This window comes from Haladaptatus sp. AB643 (genome assembly GCF_024136975.1).
Classification (GTDB): Archaea; Halobacteriota; Halobacteria; order Halobacteriales; family Haladaptataceae; genus Haladaptatus.
This window is the reverse complement of the sequence record NZ_JAMYJW010000006.1, coordinates 1-16,857: the sequence shown is the minus strand read 5'-3', so window position 1 is coordinate 16,857 and position 16,857 is coordinate 1. Positions and strand designations below refer to the sequence as shown.

The 16,857-nt window shown below is 59.9% G+C and carries 19 protein-coding genes; 8 read left to right on the top strand and 11 right to left on the bottom strand.

Annotated features, from left to right (window positions below; translation table 11 throughout):
* Positions 1-87: 87 nt before the first annotated feature.
* Both NKF25_RS12990 and NKF25_RS12985 read left to right on the top strand, forming a co-directional pair.
* Positions 88-573 carry a pyridoxamine 5'-phosphate oxidase family protein gene (locus NKF25_RS12990; RefSeq protein WP_253227096.1) on the top strand — a complete coding sequence of 162 codons (486 nt, stop codon included), beginning with the start codon at positions 88-90 and terminating at the stop codon, positions 571-573.
* A 1,175-nt stretch (positions 574-1,748) separates the two neighbouring features.
* Positions 1,749-2,978, top strand: coding sequence for an orc1/cdc6 family replication initiation protein (locus tag NKF25_RS12985; protein ID WP_253227095.1), 1,230 nt, complete (start codon positions 1,749-1,751; stop codon positions 2,976-2,978).
* Positions 2,979-3,049: 71 nt separating this feature from the next.
* Here the strand turns inward: NKF25_RS12985 and NKF25_RS12980 are convergent, their stop codons facing one another.
* Positions 3,050-4,420, bottom strand: a complete 1,371-nt coding sequence (locus NKF25_RS12980) for a cytochrome P450 (protein WP_253227094.1) — start codon at positions 4,418-4,420, stop codon at positions 3,050-3,052.
* Positions 4,421-4,617: 197 nt separating this feature from the next.
* Here NKF25_RS12980 and NKF25_RS12975 point away from each other — a divergent pair, with 197 nt between their 5' ends.
* The 5 genes from NKF25_RS12975 (at position 4,618) to NKF25_RS12955 (ending at position 8,873) form a co-directional block, all read left to right on the top strand.
* Entirely contained in the window at positions 4,618-5,181 is a 564-nt protein-coding gene (locus tag NKF25_RS12975; protein WP_253227093.1) for a helix-turn-helix domain-containing protein, read from the top strand.
* A gap of 159 nt (positions 5,182-5,340) precedes the next feature.
* Positions 5,341-6,345, top strand: a complete 1,005-nt coding sequence (locus tag NKF25_RS12970) for a bifunctional oligoribonuclease/PAP phosphatase NrnA (protein WP_253227092.1) — start codon at positions 5,341-5,343, stop codon at positions 6,343-6,345.
* Between the two features lie 44 nt (positions 6,346-6,389).
* The gene (locus NKF25_RS12965; protein WP_190303724.1) at positions 6,390-6,557 is read left to right on the top strand and encodes a hypothetical protein; all 168 of its coding nucleotides are present in this window, start codon (positions 6,390-6,392) and stop codon (positions 6,555-6,557) included.
* Positions 6,558-6,953: 396 nt separating this feature from the next.
* Positions 6,954-8,093 (top strand): acyl-CoA dehydrogenase family protein, encoded by a 1,140-nt coding sequence (locus tag NKF25_RS12960; protein WP_253227091.1) that lies wholly within the window; start codon positions 6,954-6,956, stop codon positions 8,091-8,093.
* Positions 8,094-8,156: 63 nt separating this feature from the next.
* Positions 8,157-8,873, top strand: coding sequence for a helix-turn-helix domain-containing protein (locus tag NKF25_RS12955; RefSeq protein ID WP_253227090.1), 717 nt, complete (start codon positions 8,157-8,159; stop codon positions 8,871-8,873).
* A gap of 43 nt (positions 8,874-8,916) precedes the next feature.
* Here NKF25_RS12955 and NKF25_RS12950 read toward each other — a convergent pair whose 3' ends face one another.
* From NKF25_RS12950 to NKF25_RS12925, 6 genes are all read right to left on the bottom strand, one after another.
* Positions 8,917-9,420, bottom strand: a complete 504-nt coding sequence (locus NKF25_RS12950) for a hypothetical protein (RefSeq protein WP_253227089.1) — start codon at positions 9,418-9,420, stop codon at positions 8,917-8,919.
* Between the two features lie 113 nt (positions 9,421-9,533).
* Positions 9,534-11,006: an aminomethyl-transferring glycine dehydrogenase subunit GcvPB gene (gcvPB, locus tag NKF25_RS12945; protein ID WP_253227088.1), complete on the bottom strand. Its 1,473-nt coding sequence runs from the start codon at positions 11,004-11,006 to the stop codon at positions 9,534-9,536.
* Entirely contained in the window at positions 11,006-12,346 is a 1,341-nt protein-coding gene (gene gcvPA / locus NKF25_RS12940; protein WP_253227087.1) for an aminomethyl-transferring glycine dehydrogenase subunit GcvPA, read from the bottom strand. Before gcvPA ends, gcvPB begins: the two co-directional genes overlap by 1 nt.
* Positions 12,347-12,583: 237 nt before the next feature.
* Positions 12,584-12,967: a glycine cleavage system protein GcvH gene (gcvH, locus tag NKF25_RS12935; protein WP_253227086.1), complete on the bottom strand. Its 384-nt coding sequence runs from the start codon at positions 12,965-12,967 to the stop codon at positions 12,584-12,586.
* Positions 12,967-14,073, bottom strand: a complete 1,107-nt coding sequence (gene gcvT / locus NKF25_RS12930; protein ID WP_253227085.1) for a glycine cleavage system aminomethyltransferase GcvT — start codon at positions 14,071-14,073, stop codon at positions 12,967-12,969. The genes gcvH and gcvT overlap by 1 nt, the downstream gene beginning before the upstream one ends.
* 86 nt (positions 14,074-14,159) lie before the next feature.
* Positions 14,160-14,324 (bottom strand): hypothetical protein, encoded by a 165-nt coding sequence (locus NKF25_RS12925; protein ID WP_190303723.1) that lies wholly within the window; start codon positions 14,322-14,324, stop codon positions 14,160-14,162.
* Positions 14,325-14,388: 64 nt separating this feature from the next.
* On the opposite strand from NKF25_RS12925, the gene NKF25_RS12920 reads away from it, so the two are divergent.
* On the top strand, positions 14,389-14,853 hold the full coding sequence (locus NKF25_RS12920) for a hypothetical protein (protein ID WP_253227084.1): 465 nt from the start codon (positions 14,389-14,391) through the stop codon (positions 14,851-14,853).
* On the opposite strand, the gene NKF25_RS12915 is transcribed toward NKF25_RS12920, so the two are convergent.
* The 4 genes from NKF25_RS12915 to NKF25_RS12900 form a co-directional block, all read right to left on the bottom strand.
* On the bottom strand, positions 14,850-15,062 hold the full coding sequence (locus tag NKF25_RS12915) for a hypothetical protein (protein WP_253227083.1): 213 nt from the start codon (positions 15,060-15,062) through the stop codon (positions 14,850-14,852). The two genes, NKF25_RS12920 and NKF25_RS12915, sit on opposite strands and share 4 nt — an antisense overlap.
* Positions 15,063-15,125: 63 nt before the next feature.
* Positions 15,126-15,437 carry an MTH1187 family thiamine-binding protein gene (locus NKF25_RS12910; protein ID WP_253227082.1) on the bottom strand — a complete coding sequence of 104 codons (312 nt, stop codon included), beginning with the start codon at positions 15,435-15,437 and terminating at the stop codon, positions 15,126-15,128.
* A gap of 93 nt (positions 15,438-15,530) precedes the next feature.
* Positions 15,531-16,169 (bottom strand): DNA starvation/stationary phase protection protein Dps, encoded by a 639-nt coding sequence (dps, locus tag NKF25_RS12905; protein ID WP_253227081.1) that lies wholly within the window; start codon positions 16,167-16,169, stop codon positions 15,531-15,533.
* 75 nt (positions 16,170-16,244) lie between these two features.
* A complete protein-coding gene (locus NKF25_RS12900; protein ID WP_253227080.1) occupies positions 16,245-16,694 on the bottom strand; it encodes a pyridoxamine 5'-phosphate oxidase family protein in 450 nt (149 codons plus the stop codon).
* Positions 16,695-16,857 lie beyond the last annotated feature (163 nt).

Here is a 16,857-nt window from a genome sequence, read left to right as displayed (position 1 = left end):
TAATCGGACGCTTGGCGGTTTTTATTTTGGTGTATTCACCGTCGATTGACACGTATCTCTTTGGCCCTTGGTGACGTACTCCAAATGATGGTGGGGAACGACGTTACGGAATACGACGCACATCGAAGCAGACCGGTGACCGAGGAGAGCTATGGAATTCCCGACGAGGAAGGGGAGATGGTTTCGTGGACGTTCGTACGCGATGCGATGGCGGAGGATCAAAACTACTGGCTGTGCACGACGCGGCCCGACGGCCATCCGCATGTTCGTCCGGTTTGGGGTGTCTGGGTCGATGACGCCCTCCACTGCGGTGGCGGCGAACGAACTCGTTGGGTTCAGAACATCCAGGCCGATTCCCGTATCGTCGCACATCGGGAAAGCGGCGAAGCGGTCGTCATCATCGAAGGCGTTGCAGAGCGTGTCACCGATACGGACCTCGAAGAACGACTCGACACGGCGTACCAGGGAAAGTACGGTATCCAGCACGGAACACCGTTTTTCACGGTTCGTCCCAAAACCGTCTTCGCGTGGAGCGATTATCCGAACGACGCGACTCGATGGCAGTTCGGGTGACGGTGGGGTCGGAAGACGGAGTCGATCTCGGAGGCAGATGGTAAGACCGAGGATGGAGGAGTGGTTGAGAGTGGAGGAGTGGTTGAGAGTGGAGGAGTGGCCGACTGGGAAGTAGCGATCCGTTACGAGGTAGACCTCTGATGTATTCAGAGAGTATTGTCTGAGACCCCACGTTGCCGTTGTAAGTGGGAGTTAAAGGCTGTGTTCCTTGGGAAACGGAAGAAATTGCCGATTGAAAGAGTCGGGCAGAGACGAGGAGATGATGGCACGCATTCATGTGAAGGAACAGCCACGATAGACGAAGCAATAGGGTTAAATACCTATTTTACCAACAATCCCCCGAGAGAGTCGCAAACTGGAGATAGCGACTCGGTCGCGGTTTGTCTTCAGCTGAAATCGTGCTGTCGCTTTTGACCTATCGAGAGTATCATTTCTCGGCGCACAAGCAGTGTCTTTCGTGGTATCGGCGTCCGTCCCTGTCGAATCGGTGTGGATTTTCGGTCAAACCGACCCCCCGAAACCCCTCCTTTCCCCTCCACCACACACCCCCACACTTACAACGGCAACGTGGGGTCCCCGACAAACGAATCAAACAATCGATGGCAACGCGCGTTTACAACGGCACTCCAGGGTTAAGAGAAAGATAGCCCACAACAAAAATCCAATATTCACGGGAAAGAGCTCGTCTACGCCCCATTTACAACGGCAACGCGGTGTCCGTGCAACTACCATTCAATCGATTTCCCTCCCTCGCATCAGAAACCTCGTGGCACTCGAAGAACAGTCCGATAACTAGACCACCGATGTCGTTCCGATCATCGACCATTCCGACTCCCGATGTCGGTCCGATTCCGGCGTCGTTCTCCCGATGGCATTCTGATCCCGGCGTCGTTCCGAGTCTCGATATCTTTCCGACCACGGAAGCCGCTCCGAAGCATTTCGCTGAATTTATCACGAAAGCTCGCCGAACTTACAGCGGCAACCCGGTCCGATACGGTGACGATCCGTTCCTTTTACCACGACAATCCGTCCTGTTACAGCGGCAATCCGGTCCGTTACAACGGCAATGAGGGGTGTAAAACAGCTTCGATACACCGTCTACCATCCTATCTCGATGATTACAGCGGCAGTATGGAGGTATGTTTAAATACCCTCACTCGACATAGGGTTCATAGATGTCCGAGTCAGTGGACTACTTTGGAGACGACACAGTTATTTTCAACGACAAGGAACTCCTTCAGGTCTCTCATCTCCCCGACGGCGACCGAATTATCGGCCGTGAAGACGAATTGCGACGACTTGGTACCGCGCTCCGGCCCGCACTCACCGGAAACACCCCGAACAACATCTTCCTCTACGGAAAGACCGGCACCGGAAAATCCCTCTGCACGAAGTTCATCAGCCGACAGATGATGCAACGTGCATCGCAAAACGGGGTGAACGCTGGCTTCGCGTACATCGACTGTCTACAGGACTCGACTGAAACCCAAGTCGTCCAATCCGTCGCGGACCAACTCAACGACGAGGACCTCACCGGGACGGCCATCCCCGAGCAGGGAATCAGCACCTCGATGTACTACAACCGGCTGTGGACCGTCCTCGAAAGCATGTACGACGTCGCCATCATCATCCTCGACGAGGTGGATAAACTCGAAGGAATCGGAGACACGAGCGGCGACACCGCCGGTGACAACCTCCTCATGAACCTCTCGCGTGCGAGCGAAGCCGGAAAGATCGACGCGTGCAATCTCGGCGTTATCGGCATCTCGAACAAGATCCGATACAAGGACGAACTGAACGAGCGCGTCAAAAGCAGCCTCTGTGAACGCGATTACGTCTTCCCACCCTACGACGCCACACAGCTGCGAGAAATCCTCGAATCGCGCCGCGACGCGTTCGTGGACGGCGTGCTCGAAACCGACGTCATCCCGAAAGTAGCCGCACTGGCCGCCCGGGAACACGGCGACGCCCGCAAGGCGATCGACGTGCTCCGCTTTGCTGGCGAAGTCGCGGAAGAAGAACGCGAGTCGTTCGTTCGGGACGCCCACGTCGACGTCGCACAGGAACGGGAAGGCGCGAATCGCATCTCGGAACTCATCTCCAAACAGCCGCCCCACGCGCGATACGTCCTGCTCGCGCTCGCATCGCAAGTCCAACAGTCGAACGACGACGAGCCGAAGATTCCGAACAAGGTGGTCCAACACTCCTACCGACAGATCTGTGAACAGATGGATTCGGAGCCCCTGAAGGAGCGACGCGTCAGGGATTTGCTGACCGAACTGGAGTTCCTCGACCTCATCAAACAGGACCAGCGCGGACGCGGACGAGGGAAGGGCAAACACACGGTCAACAGCCTGTACGACGAACCCAAGCTGGTCATTCAAGCGTGCCAAAACGATTTCTGAAACGTCCTCGTCGGCCTCGATACGAGTACCTCCAAAATTCACCACCTCCAAAGCGTCGAGAGAAATCCGGCCTATCGATCCGATTCAGGCATCTCGTCCCCCGAGCGTTCGTGGACCGTCATCAGAACGTCCTCTTTCGGTCGTGACGTGACCGTCGGGATCACCTCCAGGTTCCGATCCGAGGCGAGTTCGAGGTGATGGTTCTGATACAACATCGCCAGGATGAGCCGTGCTTCGAGCATGGCAAATCGGTCGCCGATGCAGCGCCGCGGTCCCGCCGCGAACGGGAAGTACGCGAGCGGCGGAAGGGACCGTTGGAACTCCTTCGTCCAGCGTTCGGGTTGGAACGCGAGCGGGTCGTCGTACCACCGCGAGTCGCGGTGAACGACCCATTGGCTCATGAACACTCTCGCGCCCGCCGGAATCCGGTAGTCGCCGATTTCGTCGGTTGTCTTCGCCTCGCGAGTGATAAACGGCACCGGCGGGAGCAGTCGCATCGACTCCTTGACCACCTGTTCCGTGTACGTGAGTTCGGCGAGGTCGGCCATCGTCGGCCGCTCGCCACCGAGCACCTCGTCGAGTTCCGCGACGAGTTTCTCCTCGACCTCCGGGTGCTGTGCGAGAAGATACGTCGTGTACGTCAACGAGACTGCCGTCGTTTCGTGGCCTGCAAAGAGGAGCGTAATCGCCTCGTCGTGGATCTGTTTCTTCGAGAGCCCACCACCGTCCTCGTCGTTCGCGTTGAGCAGCATCGAGATGACGTCGTGCTCACCGGGGTTGGTGCGTTTCTCCTGGATAATCTCGTCGACGACATCGTCGAGGGTCTCGCGAGCCCTGTCCATTCGCCACCTCGACGGCAGCGGAACGTTCTCCGGGAGCATGATGTTCGGAAGGCTGGAGGTCGCCGGAAGGAAGTCGTTGACCGCCGTCTCGATGTCCCTCACGTAGCGGTCGATATCGACGCCGAACAACGCTTGTGCGACGACGCGCAACGTCAACTCCATCATATCGTCGTGGATCGAACGTGTCTCGCCGTCCCGCCAGTTATCGATCGACGCATCGGTGAGGTCGGTTATCATGTCGGCGTAGACCTCGATGCGGTCGGGGTGGAACGCCGGTTGAATGACACGCCGGTTCCCCCGCCACTCCTCACCCTCACTGTTCAGGATACCGTTTCCGGTCAAGGGACCGAGTACGCGCTGGAACTGATTTCCCTTCACGTAGTTCGTGTTGTTGTAGACGAGGACCTGCTGGATATCGTCGGGGTGGTTGAGCTGATAAACGTGTCCGTGGTGATCCTCCCAATGAACGACGTCGCCGTACTCGCTCGCCATCCGCTCGCGGAAATCGAGACCGCCTAGAATCGCATGTGGTGCCGCGCCCACGACCGGGAGCCCCGACGGTCCTGGTGGGAACTTACCGACAGCTGGTTCGTTACTCATCTATTGAACGGAGGCCCGCGACTCTATTGAGGACTTATTCTAACATGCTAGAACCATTTATAACATCGATACCGTTTCACGCTATGGCCTCCGAAACGTTTCGATATGCCACACTCGTGCTCTCTCGTGAGATATCCATCCCGGTATTCGATCGATTCAACCGCTCATCGGCCATCTCGATCGATTCCATGCGGTACATGAGTCCGGTCGCGGACGGGGAATACTTCGGTCTAACAGACATCAGCGGCGATCTTTCGGTTGCTGAGGAACTGCTGGAGTCGAGCGACGAAGTACTCCAGTACGACATCGCGGGCACCGACGAACGCGGCGTCATCTACGCTCATTACCGGAGCGATGGGCCGATCGACGACCTGCTCAGCATCCTCTACCGCAACAAAATCGTCCTCGATTGGCCGGTCGAACACCGCTTGACGGACCGCGGACCCGAAATCAGGTTCACGGTCATCGGAACGAACGGCAACATTCAGCGTGCGATCGATGACGTCCCGGATTTGGTCGATGCTTCAGTCACTCGAATCGGACATCTCGAATCGAAAAGCGAATCGACAGCCGTGTTGACCGATACGCAAGCCGACTTACTCGATCTAGCAATCCGAGAAGGGTACTACGAGGTACCGAAAGAGACGACCCAGCGCGCCCTCGCGGACCGCCTCGGTGTCACTCCGGGAACGATCGGTGACCGTCTCCAACGTATCGAACGTCGCGTCATGACCGAGTACGCCCAGAACACCGATACGTGAGTTTTGACCGAGTACGCCCAGAACACGGAGATTTGAGATGACCTCCGCGTCCGGTCGTCCCCGCCCAACAAATTTTGTATCGTGATATGCAGTTTATTTCTCGTGAGCGTACCGGATTCCCAGCCACGGTTTGATACTGTCTCGCGTCGAACAGCTATCATGACCCGCGCCCAGGAGTTAGTCGAGTACCTCGCGGGGGTCGACTCGCTCGCGGTCGTCTGCCACGACAACCCCGACCCGGACTGCATCGCAAGCGCGCTCGCGCTTTCGGTCATCGCCGAGTCGAACGGTGTCGAGGACGTGGAACTCTTCTACGGAGGGGCGATTTCGCATCAGCAAAATCGGGCCTTCGTCAACCTGCTCCACGTTCAGTTGGACCACCTCGATACGTTCGACCCCGAGGAGTTCGAGCGCGTCGCATTCGTGGACCATTCCACACCGGCAGGACATACGGAACTCGATGCCGTGAAGCCGGACATCGTCATCGACCACCACGCCACGGAGAATCCGGAAGCCGAATTCGTGGACTTGCGGGAGGATTACGGCGCGACGGCGAGCATCCTCGTCGAATATCTGCGCGACCTCGACATCGAGGCGAACGTTCAACTGGGATCCGCGCTGTTGTTCGCCCTCCACCGCGAGCGAATCGACTTCATTCGCAACCCCACGCCGCACGAGTACGAGGCCGCGCTGTACGTCTGTCGGCACGCCGACCTCGAACTGCTCGAAGAGCTCTACGGTGCGGCGTTCTCTCCGGCAACCGTGGATGCCATCGGCGAAGCAATTCGCAACCGCGTCCAGCGCGGGGCGACCCTCGCCACGTCGGCCGGTCGGACCTCGGAACGGGATGCGCTCGCACAGGCCGCCGACTACCTGCTGAACGTCGAAGGCGTGGATACGGTACTCGTCTTCGGCGTCGTCAACGGATCGGTCGAGATGAGCGCGCGGTCCATCGACCCCCGCGTCCACGCGGGAAACGTCCTCCAACAGGCGTTCGGCGACGTCGGAAGCGCAGGTGGACACGCAGACATGGCCGGGGCACAGATTCCGCTCGGTCTGTTCGCCGACGCGGATGCCGACGACGACGATCTCGTGGAGTTCGCCTCGCGCCGCGTGCTGCATCGATTCTTCGACGCGCTGCATCTCGAACGGGGCGAAGCGTGAGGAGAAACCAGCATCTTAAACTTCGCCAATAACCGATACCGAGTATGAGCCTCGAAATCCAACACGAGTGTCCCGAGTGTGGAAGCGAACAGACGTTCTGGCGCTGTGCGAGCACGAACCTGCACCTCGGCGAGAAAACCAAGTGGCACTGCTCGGAGTGTGACTACGCGCTGGTGCGAATCGACGGCGACATCGATTCGGCGTCGGCGTAAGTAGAAATCTCGATTTTCGTATTTTACAGTGTTTGACGGCGAGTGACGACGTTTCTCTCGACTATCGTTCGATCGTCGATTCGGCTCGGTAAATCCGATATCGCTATAGCAAATATGGATCTCCGAGCGCGAACACCATCTACGACTTTCCGAGCGTGAACACCACCGCCACAATCGTCGTCTGTGGTGGGGGAATTCTGACCGTGGTCGTCTCCGTACGCGATGAGACGGTCTCGTTGCGGATACCGTCGTGGCAGCGGTCGCCTTCTCGCGAGGTGCTCTCGGTGGCACGTCCATCGCGTGACCGTAGTTCCAGCCGAAATACCCGATCCGATACTGGTGAACCTGCTATAGCCGGTCCTGTACTTAATCCACCGACGTGCCGTCCATTCGTATATGCGATTCGAGTTAACGGAAGACCAATGCTCGCTTCGGGCGGACGTTCGTGAGTTCGCGGAAAACGAGATCAAACCGACGGCAAAAGGGTTGGACAGACGTGGGGAATACCCGGCCGAAATACTCGACGAACTCGGTGCTCGACGATTGACCGGGTTGACGCTTCCCGAAGAATACGGAGGGCGTGGCGAAGGGTTCGTCGAACTCGCTTTGGTCGTCGAGGAGCTTTCGGCGGCGCTCATGTCGGTGGCCAGTACCCTCGGGCTTCATCTCGGCGTCGCAACGGTCATCGAGCGGTTCGGGACCGATGAGCAACGCGAAACGTTCCTTCCGGAAATGGCGACGTTCGAAACGGTCGGCGCGCTCGGGCTGAGCGAGGCGAACGCGGGCAGCAACAAGCTGGAGATGGAAACCACGGCCGAACGACGAGGGGACGAGTGGGTCCTCGACGGCCACAAACAGTGGGTGACGAACTTCCTCGACGCCGACTACGTGCTCACGTACGCCAAAACCGGGTCCGACGAGGACGCACCGCACGACATCAGCGCGTTCCTCGTTCCGACCGAGGAGTTCGAGATCGAGACGGTGTGGGAAACGCTCGGTGCGAACAGCGTCAAATCCCCGCGCGTCTCGCTCTCGGATGTCCGCGTTCCTGCCGACCGACTCGTCGGAGCGGAAGGTGACGGGTATGTTCAGCGCGGTCGAATCCGGACCGGCGTGAACGTTCCCGCCCGCGGTGTCGGTATCGCCCGTGCGGCCCTCGAAGACACGGTATCGTACACGAAGTCCAGGGAGCAGTACGGACAGCACATCGGTGATTTTCAGGGAGTACGGTGGGAGGTCGGAAGAATGGCCGAACGCGTCGATACCGCACGGTTGCTCACGCTCCGGGCGGCCGACCGTGCTGACCGCGGCCTCGACGTATCTCGGGAGTTCAGCATGGCGAAAATCAACGCGACACAGGCCGCGGTGGACAACGCGAACGATGCGATCCAACTCCACGGCGGCGTCGGATACACGACCGAACATCACGTCGAGCGGTATCTCCGCGACGCGAAACTCCTCACCATCGCAGGTGGCCCGAACGAAGGCCACAAGAACACGCTTGCCGATGCGGTGTTCGAACGACACGGTGACTGAGACGCTTCGACACGGAGGGATTATTCCGACCGGGGACTATCGATCACGGGAGGAAAACGACGGATGACCGTACCCGAGAACCCTGACGAAGCACTTCGTGTATCGATCGATCTCTGGTATCCCGACTGCTGGGAGATCCAAATCACGGATCGATTCGACGTGGGATTTCTCGGGTACGGAATCTATGCGACCGGGGACGAGGTTTCGACACTCTTTACGATTTACGCGGACGAACGGGAGACGATTACGGACGCACTCGAAGCCATTTCCGGGATGGACCAGATACATTCGATTTCCGAGATGGCCCCGATGTTCCAGCGAACGACTGTTCAACGGCCGGGAAACGCGATACGTGAACTCCTGGTCGTTCACGATGGGAGAAAACAGATCAGTCAACCGTTGACGTCGCGAGGGTTCGTGTGTAGCGGCCCGATAGACATCCGTGACGGGAGGGAGTACTGGACCCTCGTGACGAACCACGACCGACGGACGGTTCAGGTGAAGTTCGACGAAGTTCGTGAGGAGATGGATGCGGAAATCGATATCAGGGGAATGAAGCAGGCGAGTCGGCAGACGACCGTGAATAGCCTCCCGGTGGATCGACTCACGAAACGCCAACTGGAAGTGTTTCAACTCGCCCGCGAACGTGGATACTACGACTATCCGAGGAAAGCGTCGGCCGGAGAGTTAGCGGACGAGTTGGATATCTCCACATCGACGCTCCACGAGCATCTCCATAAAGTCGAAGCCATCCTGCTCGGGCAAAACAACGCCACATAGCTCTCTCGAAGCCGTCCCACGAAATCGAACGGATCAGTCCGCCCTATCGTTCACAGACTACGGACGCGTTGTATCGGCCGACTTGCGTTCCGTTGTCGTACAGTTCGACCCCGAGTTGTCCCGCGAACGGGACGGTCCCAACGTAGCGGCCCCATCCGGTCGCGTTCGGAGCGTCGCGTTCCGGATACGCCCGAAACAGCCGCTTTCCATCCAGCGTCGCATCGAGTTTCGTGACGGTGGCGCTCCTGTTCCACTGGGTCATGAGCATCACTTTGGTGCCGTCCATCGTCGGCTTGACGACCCACGCCGCACCGTCGCTCGATTCGTTCGTGACGGTACAGGGTTTCGTCGTGGGCGTCGTCGTTCGGTCCGTCGTCATCGAGGTCGTTTGGCCTGTCGCCGTCCGAACCGTGGATCCAGTGGCCACGGGGGACGTCGTCGAGGCGGTTTGCGTTCCCGTGGTCGACGTCGAACCGAACGTCGCACCGTTACAACCCGCGAGAAGCAAGAGGAGGACTAAACTGAGGGGTTTCAGGATTCGTTTCACTCATCAGTGAAGGAATAATGAAATCATATATCTTGTGATCTGATAGCAACCACAGTCGTCGGAAACCACGTCCCTCCTTGCGAAAACGGCAAACTACGTCCCGTCGAACCGACCTACTCGTCCAGCGCCTGCCACGAGAGCCGCAGGTTCCGCGCGGCGCTCGCTTGATCGATTCGCTTTGCAGTCGTCTTCCGGGGTGCCGCTGCGAGGACCTCGTCGTCCTCCCGGGCGACGGCGTTGAACGCCTCGGCGAGTTCGTCCAACGTTTCCCGGTTCTCGATTTCCGTCGGTTCGGTCATCAGCGCCTCGGAGACGATTTCGGGCCACTTCGTCGTCGGCGGGTGAACGCCGTAATCGAGCATGCGTTTCGCCACGTCGGCGGCGTCCTGATCGCCCGCACTGGCGACGAACTCGTGGTGGAACGGCGAGAACGGCACCTCGTACTCGATCTGCGACCCGAGATAGTTCGCGTTGAGGACGGCCTTCGCGCTCGCGTCGCTCAATCCTTCGTCGCCGAGTCGGGCGATGTAGGCGTAGGCTTTGACCAGCACGAGCCAGTTACCCGTGAAGCCGTGGACCTTGCCGATGGTGTGTTCGGGGTCGAACCGTTCGTATCCAGATTCAGTTGCTCGCGGCGTCTCGCCGCTCGCTCGTTCCGAGGCGCTTTGCGCCTCGCGCTCCCGCACCCGCGGGGCGGGCAGGAATTCGGCCAACTTCTCGCCGACGCCGATAGGACCGGCACCGGGACCGCCGCCGCCGTGCGGGGTAGCGAACGTCTTGTGGACGTTGTAGTGCATGATGTCGAAACCCATGTCGCCCGGACGGGCACGGCCGAGGAGCGCGTTCAGGTTCGCGCCGTCGTAGTAGAGCAGGCCGCCCGCGCCGTGGACGATTTCGGCGATTTGTTCGATGTCGCGCTCGAACAGGCCGAGCGTGTTCGGGTTGGTGAGCATGAACAGCGCGGTGCTGTCGCCGGTCGCGGCTTCGAGTGCCTCGATATCGACGCGGCCGTCGTCCGCGCTCGGGAGTTCGACCACGTCGTAGCCGCCGAGCGCCGCGCTCGCCGGGTTGGTACCGTGGGCGCTGTCCGGGACGATGATTTCCGTGCGCTGGTCGCCCTCGCCGTTCGCCTCGTGGAAGGCCTTCGCCACGAGAATGCCGGTGAATTCACCCGCCGCACCTGCGGGGGGTTGGAGGCTGACCGCGTCCATCCCACCGATCCGGGCGAGGTAGTCCTGGAGACCGTAGAGCAGTTCGAGGGTTCCCTGCACGCTGTCCTCGGAGCGGTCGGGGTGGACACTCGCGCCGGGGAGCGCCGCCACGTCCTCGGTGAACTTCGGGTTGTACTTCATCGTACAGGAACCGAGCGGGTACGGGCCGCTGTCGATGCCGTAGTTCATCTGGGACAGTCGGGTGTAGTGGCGGGCCAACTCGGGTTCGGACAGTTCGGGCAGGTCGAGGCTATCGCGGGTCAACTCGTCGGGGAGCGAGGATTCGATTTCGACCTCGTTGCCGTCCTTTTCGGACAGGAGCGGTTCGTACAGGTCCTCCTCGTCGTGTTCCCACTTCGCTTGCGTGTAGTTCATTAGTTTGCCACCTCCTCGAACAGCGTGACGAACTCACCGATGGCGTGTTCGTTCACGTCGGTCACACACACCTGAATCTCGTGTTCTCCCACTTCGTGGACCGCGAAGCCGCGTTCCTCCAAATCTGCGACGATCGGGGGTGCGGGTTGGTCGGTGCGGACGACGAACTCGCGGAAGTGGTGGCGGTCGTTGACCGGTGCTTGGACGCCGTTGATGTCGTCCAGTCGTCCGGCGAGGTCGTCGGCCAGCGTGACGCATTTCTCGGCCAGTTCGATCAGTCCGGACGAACCCAGATACGCGATGTGCATAGCGGTTCGCAGCGCGACCCACGCCTGGTTCGTGCAGATGTTGGAGGTCGCACGCTCCCGGCGGATGTGCTGTTCGCGCGTCTGGAGCGTGAGGGTGTAAGCGCGGTTATCATCGCCGTCTTCACTGATGCCGATGAGTCGGCCCGGCACCTGCCGGACGAACTCCTCGCGCGTGGCGAACAGTCCGAGACCCATCCCGTAACTCGTCGGCAGGCCGAGCGTCGCGGCGTCGCCGACGACGACGTCCGCACCGACGGCGGCGGGTTCCTGCAACAGCGCGAGCGCCACTGGGTCGGTGCCGAGACAGAACAGGGCATCGTTCTCGTGTGCGATGTCGCCGATTGCCGTGAGGTTCTCCTCGATGGTCCCGCGCGTCGTCGGGTTCTCCGCGTAGACGAGCACGGTGTCCTCGTCGACGGCCTCGGCGAGCGAATCCACGTCCACGTTCGCGTCGTCGGTCCCGTATTCGTCCACGACGAGGCCCGGCCCGTCGGTGTAGTTTTCGAGGACGCTCCTTCGCTCGGGGAGCAGGGAGTCGGGAACGAGGACGCGGTTGCCGCTCGTCTTCCGGAGACGAGCGGCGAGCAGTGCCGATTCGGCCAACGCCGTCGCGTGGTCGTACATCGAGGCGTTGACGATTCCGAGGCCGGTTAGCTCGACCAGCATCGACTGGTATTCGAACAACGCTTGCAGGAACCCCTGCGTGATTTCCGGTTGGTACTGCGTGTAGGAGGTCAGAAACTCCGACCGATCCGCGAGGTGATCGACCAACGAGGGAACGTAGTGGCTGTAGTGGCCGCGTCCCAAGAACTCCGTCAGGTTTCGGTTCTCGCCGAGGATTCGTTGTAGTTCCCGGCGTGTCGCCTGCTCTGTACGCTGTTGGATGCCGAACTCGCCGTCGAAGCGGACGGGGTCGGGGATGTCGAAAAGTTCCTCCTCGCTTTCGACCCCCACCGCGTCGAGCATCGCTGCGGTCTCCTCGGCCGTGTGCGGTGCGTACGGGCTGCCCGCACTCGCGTTGCCTCCGGTCATTGAGTCGGGCTAGGGAGTCCACCCTTTTAATATGAGAGGAAAGCCGACGCCCACATTGCACGAGCTTGTATACTCATCACGACTGGGAGCGGAAAGAAGCGGAAAAGTATGCACGACAGAGCAAATATCTGCGGTATACGTCCGCATTGCACACTGCAGCACTCATCAGTGCTACTCGTCGTGACCGGTGCCGTCGCTACTGTCGGACGAAAACGGTGAGAACGTGTGGTGCCGTCGTTACTCGATCTGCTCGCGGTACTCGTCCGCGGACAGCAGGTCGTCGAGTTCGCTCTCGTCGTCCAGTTCGACTTCGAGCATCCATCCGTCGCCGAACGGGTCGTCGTTGACGAGTTCGGGCGCGTTCTCCAACTCCTCGTTCACGTCGGTGACGGTACCCGAAACGGGCGAGTAGAGGTCGGAAACCGCTTTGATGCTCTCGACGACGCCGAGGTCGCCCTCCTGTTCGAGTTCGTCACCTTCGGACGGGAGTTCGACGAAGACGACGTCGCCCAGTTCGTCCTGTGCGAAGTCGGTGATGCCGATTCGGCCGGTTCCGTCGGTTGCTGCTACCCATTCGTGCGATTCGAGATATTTGCGGTCTTCTGGTACTTCGAAGCTCATTATTTGTCTTTCAGAAACGGTGTGCTCTCAATCTTTGCTTTCTTCGACTGTCCACGCACCATCACCCGGATGACGGTTCCGGGGTCGGCGTAGTCGGTCGGAACGTAACCCAATCCGATCGGTTCCCCGAGCGTCGGGCTCATCGTCCCGCTCGTGACCGTCCCGATGATGGTGTCCTCGGTGCTGGTGATGTCGTAACCGTGCCGGGGGACGCCTCTATCCACGAGTCGGAAGCCGACGAACGTCTCCTCGACCCCTTCCTCCTTCACTCGTTCGAGCGCGTCACGTCCCACGAACTCGGTATCGAGTTTCACCGTGAAACTTACTTTGGCTTCGTACGGGTTTCGGGGGTCGTTCTCGTAATCGAAGTCCTGCCCGGAGAGGAGGAATCCCATCTCGGTTCGGAGCGTGTCGCGCGCGCCGAGCCCACAGGGCTGACAGTCGAACGCGTCCCAGACCGTCTCGGCCTCGTCCGACGGAAGGATCAGTTCGAAGCCATCCTCGCCCGTGTAACCGGTGCGGGCTATCCAGCACCGAACGCCCTCGACGGTGGCGTAGGTCGCCTCGAACTTCGAGAGGTCGGCCACGGATTCGGCGGTGTCGTCGTCGACGGCACCGATGACCGCATCGGCCGCATCCGGCCCTTGGACCGCGTACATCGCGTAATCGTCGGTCGCGTTACGGATTTCCGCGTCGAAGTCCCACTCGTTGCGGAACCGTTTCCAGCGGTCGTGCATCTGCTCGTCGTGACCGGCGTTCGGGATGAACAGGAACTCCGCATCGTCGTCCTCCGGGAGGCGATAGACGACGGTGTCGTCCATGATGATACCGTCCTCGTCGGTTATCATCGCATACTGGGAGTCACCCGGCGACAACAGGGTCACGTCGTTGGTCGTCAAGCGTTGCATGAGGCGCTCGGCATCGGGTCCACTGACCTCTATCTCACCCATGTGAGAGACGTCGAAGATGCCGACGGATTGCCGGACGCTTTCATGTTCTTTCGTTATCGAATCGAACTCGACAGGCATGTCCCAGCCGCCAAATTCGGTAAACGTCGCGCCCCGCTCGTCGTGTCGGTCGCGCAACGGCGGTTTCCGAAGGGGCATACCCGAACCCTCGAAGCGAAGGAAGTAATGTTTTGGTTTCTCCCCCGGGGCTGCCGGTGGGTGTTAGAACAGTTCGGTGACGGTTTTCACGCTGGTTCGACGACAATCTGCCCGTCGCGTTTCTTGAACACGAGTCGGTCACCCTCCTCTACCTCCACACCTGCTTCCTCGAACTCCTCACGAACCGCCTTGATGAGACTGATTCGCCACCGCTGTGTCACCGTCGTCGTGCCGAGTATCTGCTCAGTCATCTACTCCCCCTAAGGCAATCGGTATTGTTATGGATTCTTAGCTATTTCGACTAGATAGTCACAAATGACTATTTCGACACTGGCGATGGTCCGCCGAGTACACGATTCCGATGCCGTGAGCGTTCTCGTCCGCGGTCGGCGCGCGCCGCTCGATGACTTCGATTCCGTCGCAACGTTCGATGCGGGCGCTATCGCCATGCACGAATGGAAACACACCTACCTGCCGTTGTACGTAACGACTCCGACGAGCAGCGGGCGAGTACGAACACGATTCGACACGCGAACCGTTCCGGACGCCATCGAACACGTGAAGCAGTTGCTCTCCAAGCGGGACTTCGAGGGGTTTTGGCTGCGCTATCACTCGGGGCTCGTCAACTGCTGGCACGAGCGTCGTGTCGCCCACCTCGAAGCTCGATTCGCGACCATCGCGGCGGAAACCGGCACGACGTTCGTCACGTGGACCGACGAGACGACGAGCGCAAACGAGGCTATTTACGACGAAATTTACGAGGGAGTCATCGAGTCCTAAAGCCGGGTGAACAGTCGCGTCGGATCACCCTCGACGTCCGTACTCCCGCATTCGGGACACTGGACACAGAACGACCAGTCGAGCGGCGTGTTTTCCGCGCCCGTTACGCGGGCGGCGAGGTCGAACAGCAAAACGAACGAATCGGAGTGTCCACAGTTCTGGCAATTCATGGTGGCAAGGCCGACGGGTACGTTCACGATGTCGGCCATCACGGAATGGGTCCGTTTCCGTATTTGAACGTTCGGGGGTCGGGGAGCCCTGTTCCGAGGACCTCACCGATCGCGTCTCGCCGCTCGTCCCAATTCGGTTTCGACGGCATCGACTTTTTCCTGTGCGCGTTGCTCCCGCGTCCGCTTGTCGTCGATTTTGAGGACTGTGCTGACACGGTCGCCGTCGACGGCCTCGTGAGCGGCCCGCGCCGCGTCGAAAAGCTCGGCGGCCGAATCGGCCTCGATGACGGTTCCCATGGGGTTCGTTTCGTAGGACACGTCGAAATCGTCCAAGGCTTCGACCGCCTTCGCGACTTCGCTCGCCATACTTCCCTCGATAACCGGTGCGACCGACAGCAGAGCAATCACTGTCATAGCTGGATCATCGGAAGCGAGTCCCCTGAACGTATGGGTCGACTGATCAGATTCGGAACGACCGCGAAAAACGAGAAAAAACGACGAGCGCGGCTATCGTGTCGGCGTCGAACCCTGTTCGTAACGGCGCGGTTCGTGATGCGGCGTTTCCGAGTTCGGCGCTTCGGGCCTTCGTGGTGGTGCGCTCTCTCGCTCTCCGTTCCCCGGCACGGACTGGATCGGTTCCCGTTGCAGGTGCGCTTCGAGGAACCAGAGGTACTGGTCCACTTCGCGGGACTGCTCGGTGAACAGGTCGGCCGTGTCCTTGTCGGAGAGGGATTCCGCGGTATCGATGCCGCTCCGGAGGTTCGAGGCGTGAAGCGCGAGGTTGTTCGCCAGCGCTTCGACGTACTCCAAGCCGGTGACGGCGTCCGTTCGTATCTCCGGGATATGGGAGTTCGTCGCCGCCATTCGAACCGTCCCTCGGGCCTCACCGCCGAGGGCGGTCGTCCGCTCCGCGATACCGTCCTCGTGTTCGAACAACACGTCGGCCAACTCGTCGAACAGCAGGTGTAGCTGATAGAAGTTCGGCCCCTTGACGTTCCAGTGGGCGTACTTCGTCTGGGTCAACAAGTCGGTCGTATTCGCGAGCGTCTCGTTCAGCAGTTCGACGAGCGCCTCGCGTTCGTCGTCCGGAATATCGTTCTGTGTGAAAAACATCCTCGCTGTCGGTTTGTCTTGTGTGTCACTCATACTCCCCACCTCGCTACTCAGAAGGACGGATTCGACCAAGAGTATTTCGGGCAGTTTCGTGACCGTTGGACCGTGTCACTCCTGCGAACCGACTTCCTTCCGCCCCGTCAACCGGTCGGGGTCGAGATGGAAGTGACGGAACGTCACATCGTCGGGCGGTTGTTCGAAGACGTCAACCAGCGGAATATCCACCTCCCACATGCGTTGGGCGACGGCCGAATCGTACGGCAGGTCGTCCACCTCCTCCAGATGGCCACTCGCGACGACGCTCCGATACCCCTCGTCCGTCTTCTCGTACGTGACGAACGAAATCGGGTCGTCGAGCAACGCCTCCTTGCCGCTGTCCGGCGGAAACGCGAATCGGAAGTAGAGACTCCCCGTGTCCGCGTAGTACCCGTACGAAATCGGCAACGAGAACGGCGGTTCAGAGGGGGATGTCGAAAACGAGATGACACCCGTTCCGCCGTTGCCGAGGAATTCGTTTCGCTCTTCGTCCGTCATCTGCACCCACCGTAGCCCCTGCATGCGAGTCCGTACAACTCGATGGTAGAAAACGGTTGGTGGGAGATGTGACCGGTTCGGATAAAGTGACGCTATCTACGATTTCATCGTTCGCACTGTGGCGAGCACACGCTACGCAGTGCTCGTCGTCGTGAGTTCGAAAAATGCGCTGGCTGGGATTTGAACC

Bases quoted from the DNA above. Each gene is read 5' to 3' on its own strand.
- NKF25_RS12990 (WP_253227096.1), top strand. From the start codon at position 88: ATGGTGGGGAACGACGTTACGGAATACGACGCACATCGAAGCAGACCG.
- NKF25_RS12985 (WP_253227095.1), top strand. From the start codon at position 1,749: ATGTCCGAGTCAGTGGACTACTTTGGAGACGACACAGTTATTTTCAAC.
- NKF25_RS12980 (WP_253227094.1), bottom strand. From the start codon at position 4,420: ATGAGTAACGAACCAGCTGTCGGTAAGTTCCCACCAGGACCGTCGGGG.
- NKF25_RS12975 (WP_253227093.1), top strand. From the start codon at position 4,618: ATGAGTCCGGTCGCGGACGGGGAATACTTCGGTCTAACAGACATCAGC.
- NKF25_RS12970 (WP_253227092.1), top strand. From the start codon at position 5,341: ATGACCCGCGCCCAGGAGTTAGTCGAGTACCTCGCGGGGGTCGACTCG.
- NKF25_RS12965 (WP_190303724.1), top strand. From the start codon at position 6,390: ATGAGCCTCGAAATCCAACACGAGTGTCCCGAGTGTGGAAGCGAACAG.
- NKF25_RS12960 (WP_253227091.1), top strand. From the start codon at position 6,954: ATGCGATTCGAGTTAACGGAAGACCAATGCTCGCTTCGGGCGGACGTT.
- NKF25_RS12955 (WP_253227090.1), top strand. From the start codon at position 8,157: ATGACCGTACCCGAGAACCCTGACGAAGCACTTCGTGTATCGATCGAT.
- gcvPB (WP_253227088.1), bottom strand. From the start codon at position 11,006: ATGAACTACACGCAAGCGAAGTGGGAACACGACGAGGAGGACCTGTAC.
- gcvPA (WP_253227087.1), bottom strand. From the start codon at position 12,346: ATGACCGGAGGCAACGCGAGTGCGGGCAGCCCGTACGCACCGCACACG.
- gcvH (WP_253227086.1), bottom strand. From the start codon at position 12,967: ATGAGCTTCGAAGTACCAGAAGACCGCAAATATCTCGAATCGCACGAA.
- gcvT (WP_253227085.1), bottom strand. From the start codon at position 14,073: ATGCCCCTTCGGAAACCGCCGTTGCGCGACCGACACGACGAGCGGGGC.
- NKF25_RS12925 (WP_190303723.1), bottom strand. From the start codon at position 14,324: ATGACTGAGCAGATACTCGGCACGACGACGGTGACACAGCGGTGGCGA.
- NKF25_RS12920 (WP_253227084.1), top strand. From the start codon at position 14,389: ATGACTATTTCGACACTGGCGATGGTCCGCCGAGTACACGATTCCGAT.
- NKF25_RS12915 (WP_253227083.1), bottom strand. From the start codon at position 15,062: ATGGCCGACATCGTGAACGTACCCGTCGGCCTTGCCACCATGAATTGC.
- NKF25_RS12910 (WP_253227082.1), bottom strand. From the start codon at position 15,437: ATGACAGTGATTGCTCTGCTGTCGGTCGCACCGGTTATCGAGGGAAGT.
- dps (WP_253227081.1), bottom strand. From the start codon at position 16,169: ATGAGTGACACACAAGACAAACCGACAGCGAGGATGTTTTTCACACAG.
- NKF25_RS12900 (WP_253227080.1), bottom strand. From the start codon at position 16,694: ATGCAGGGGCTACGGTGGGTGCAGATGACGGACGAAGAGCGAAACGAA.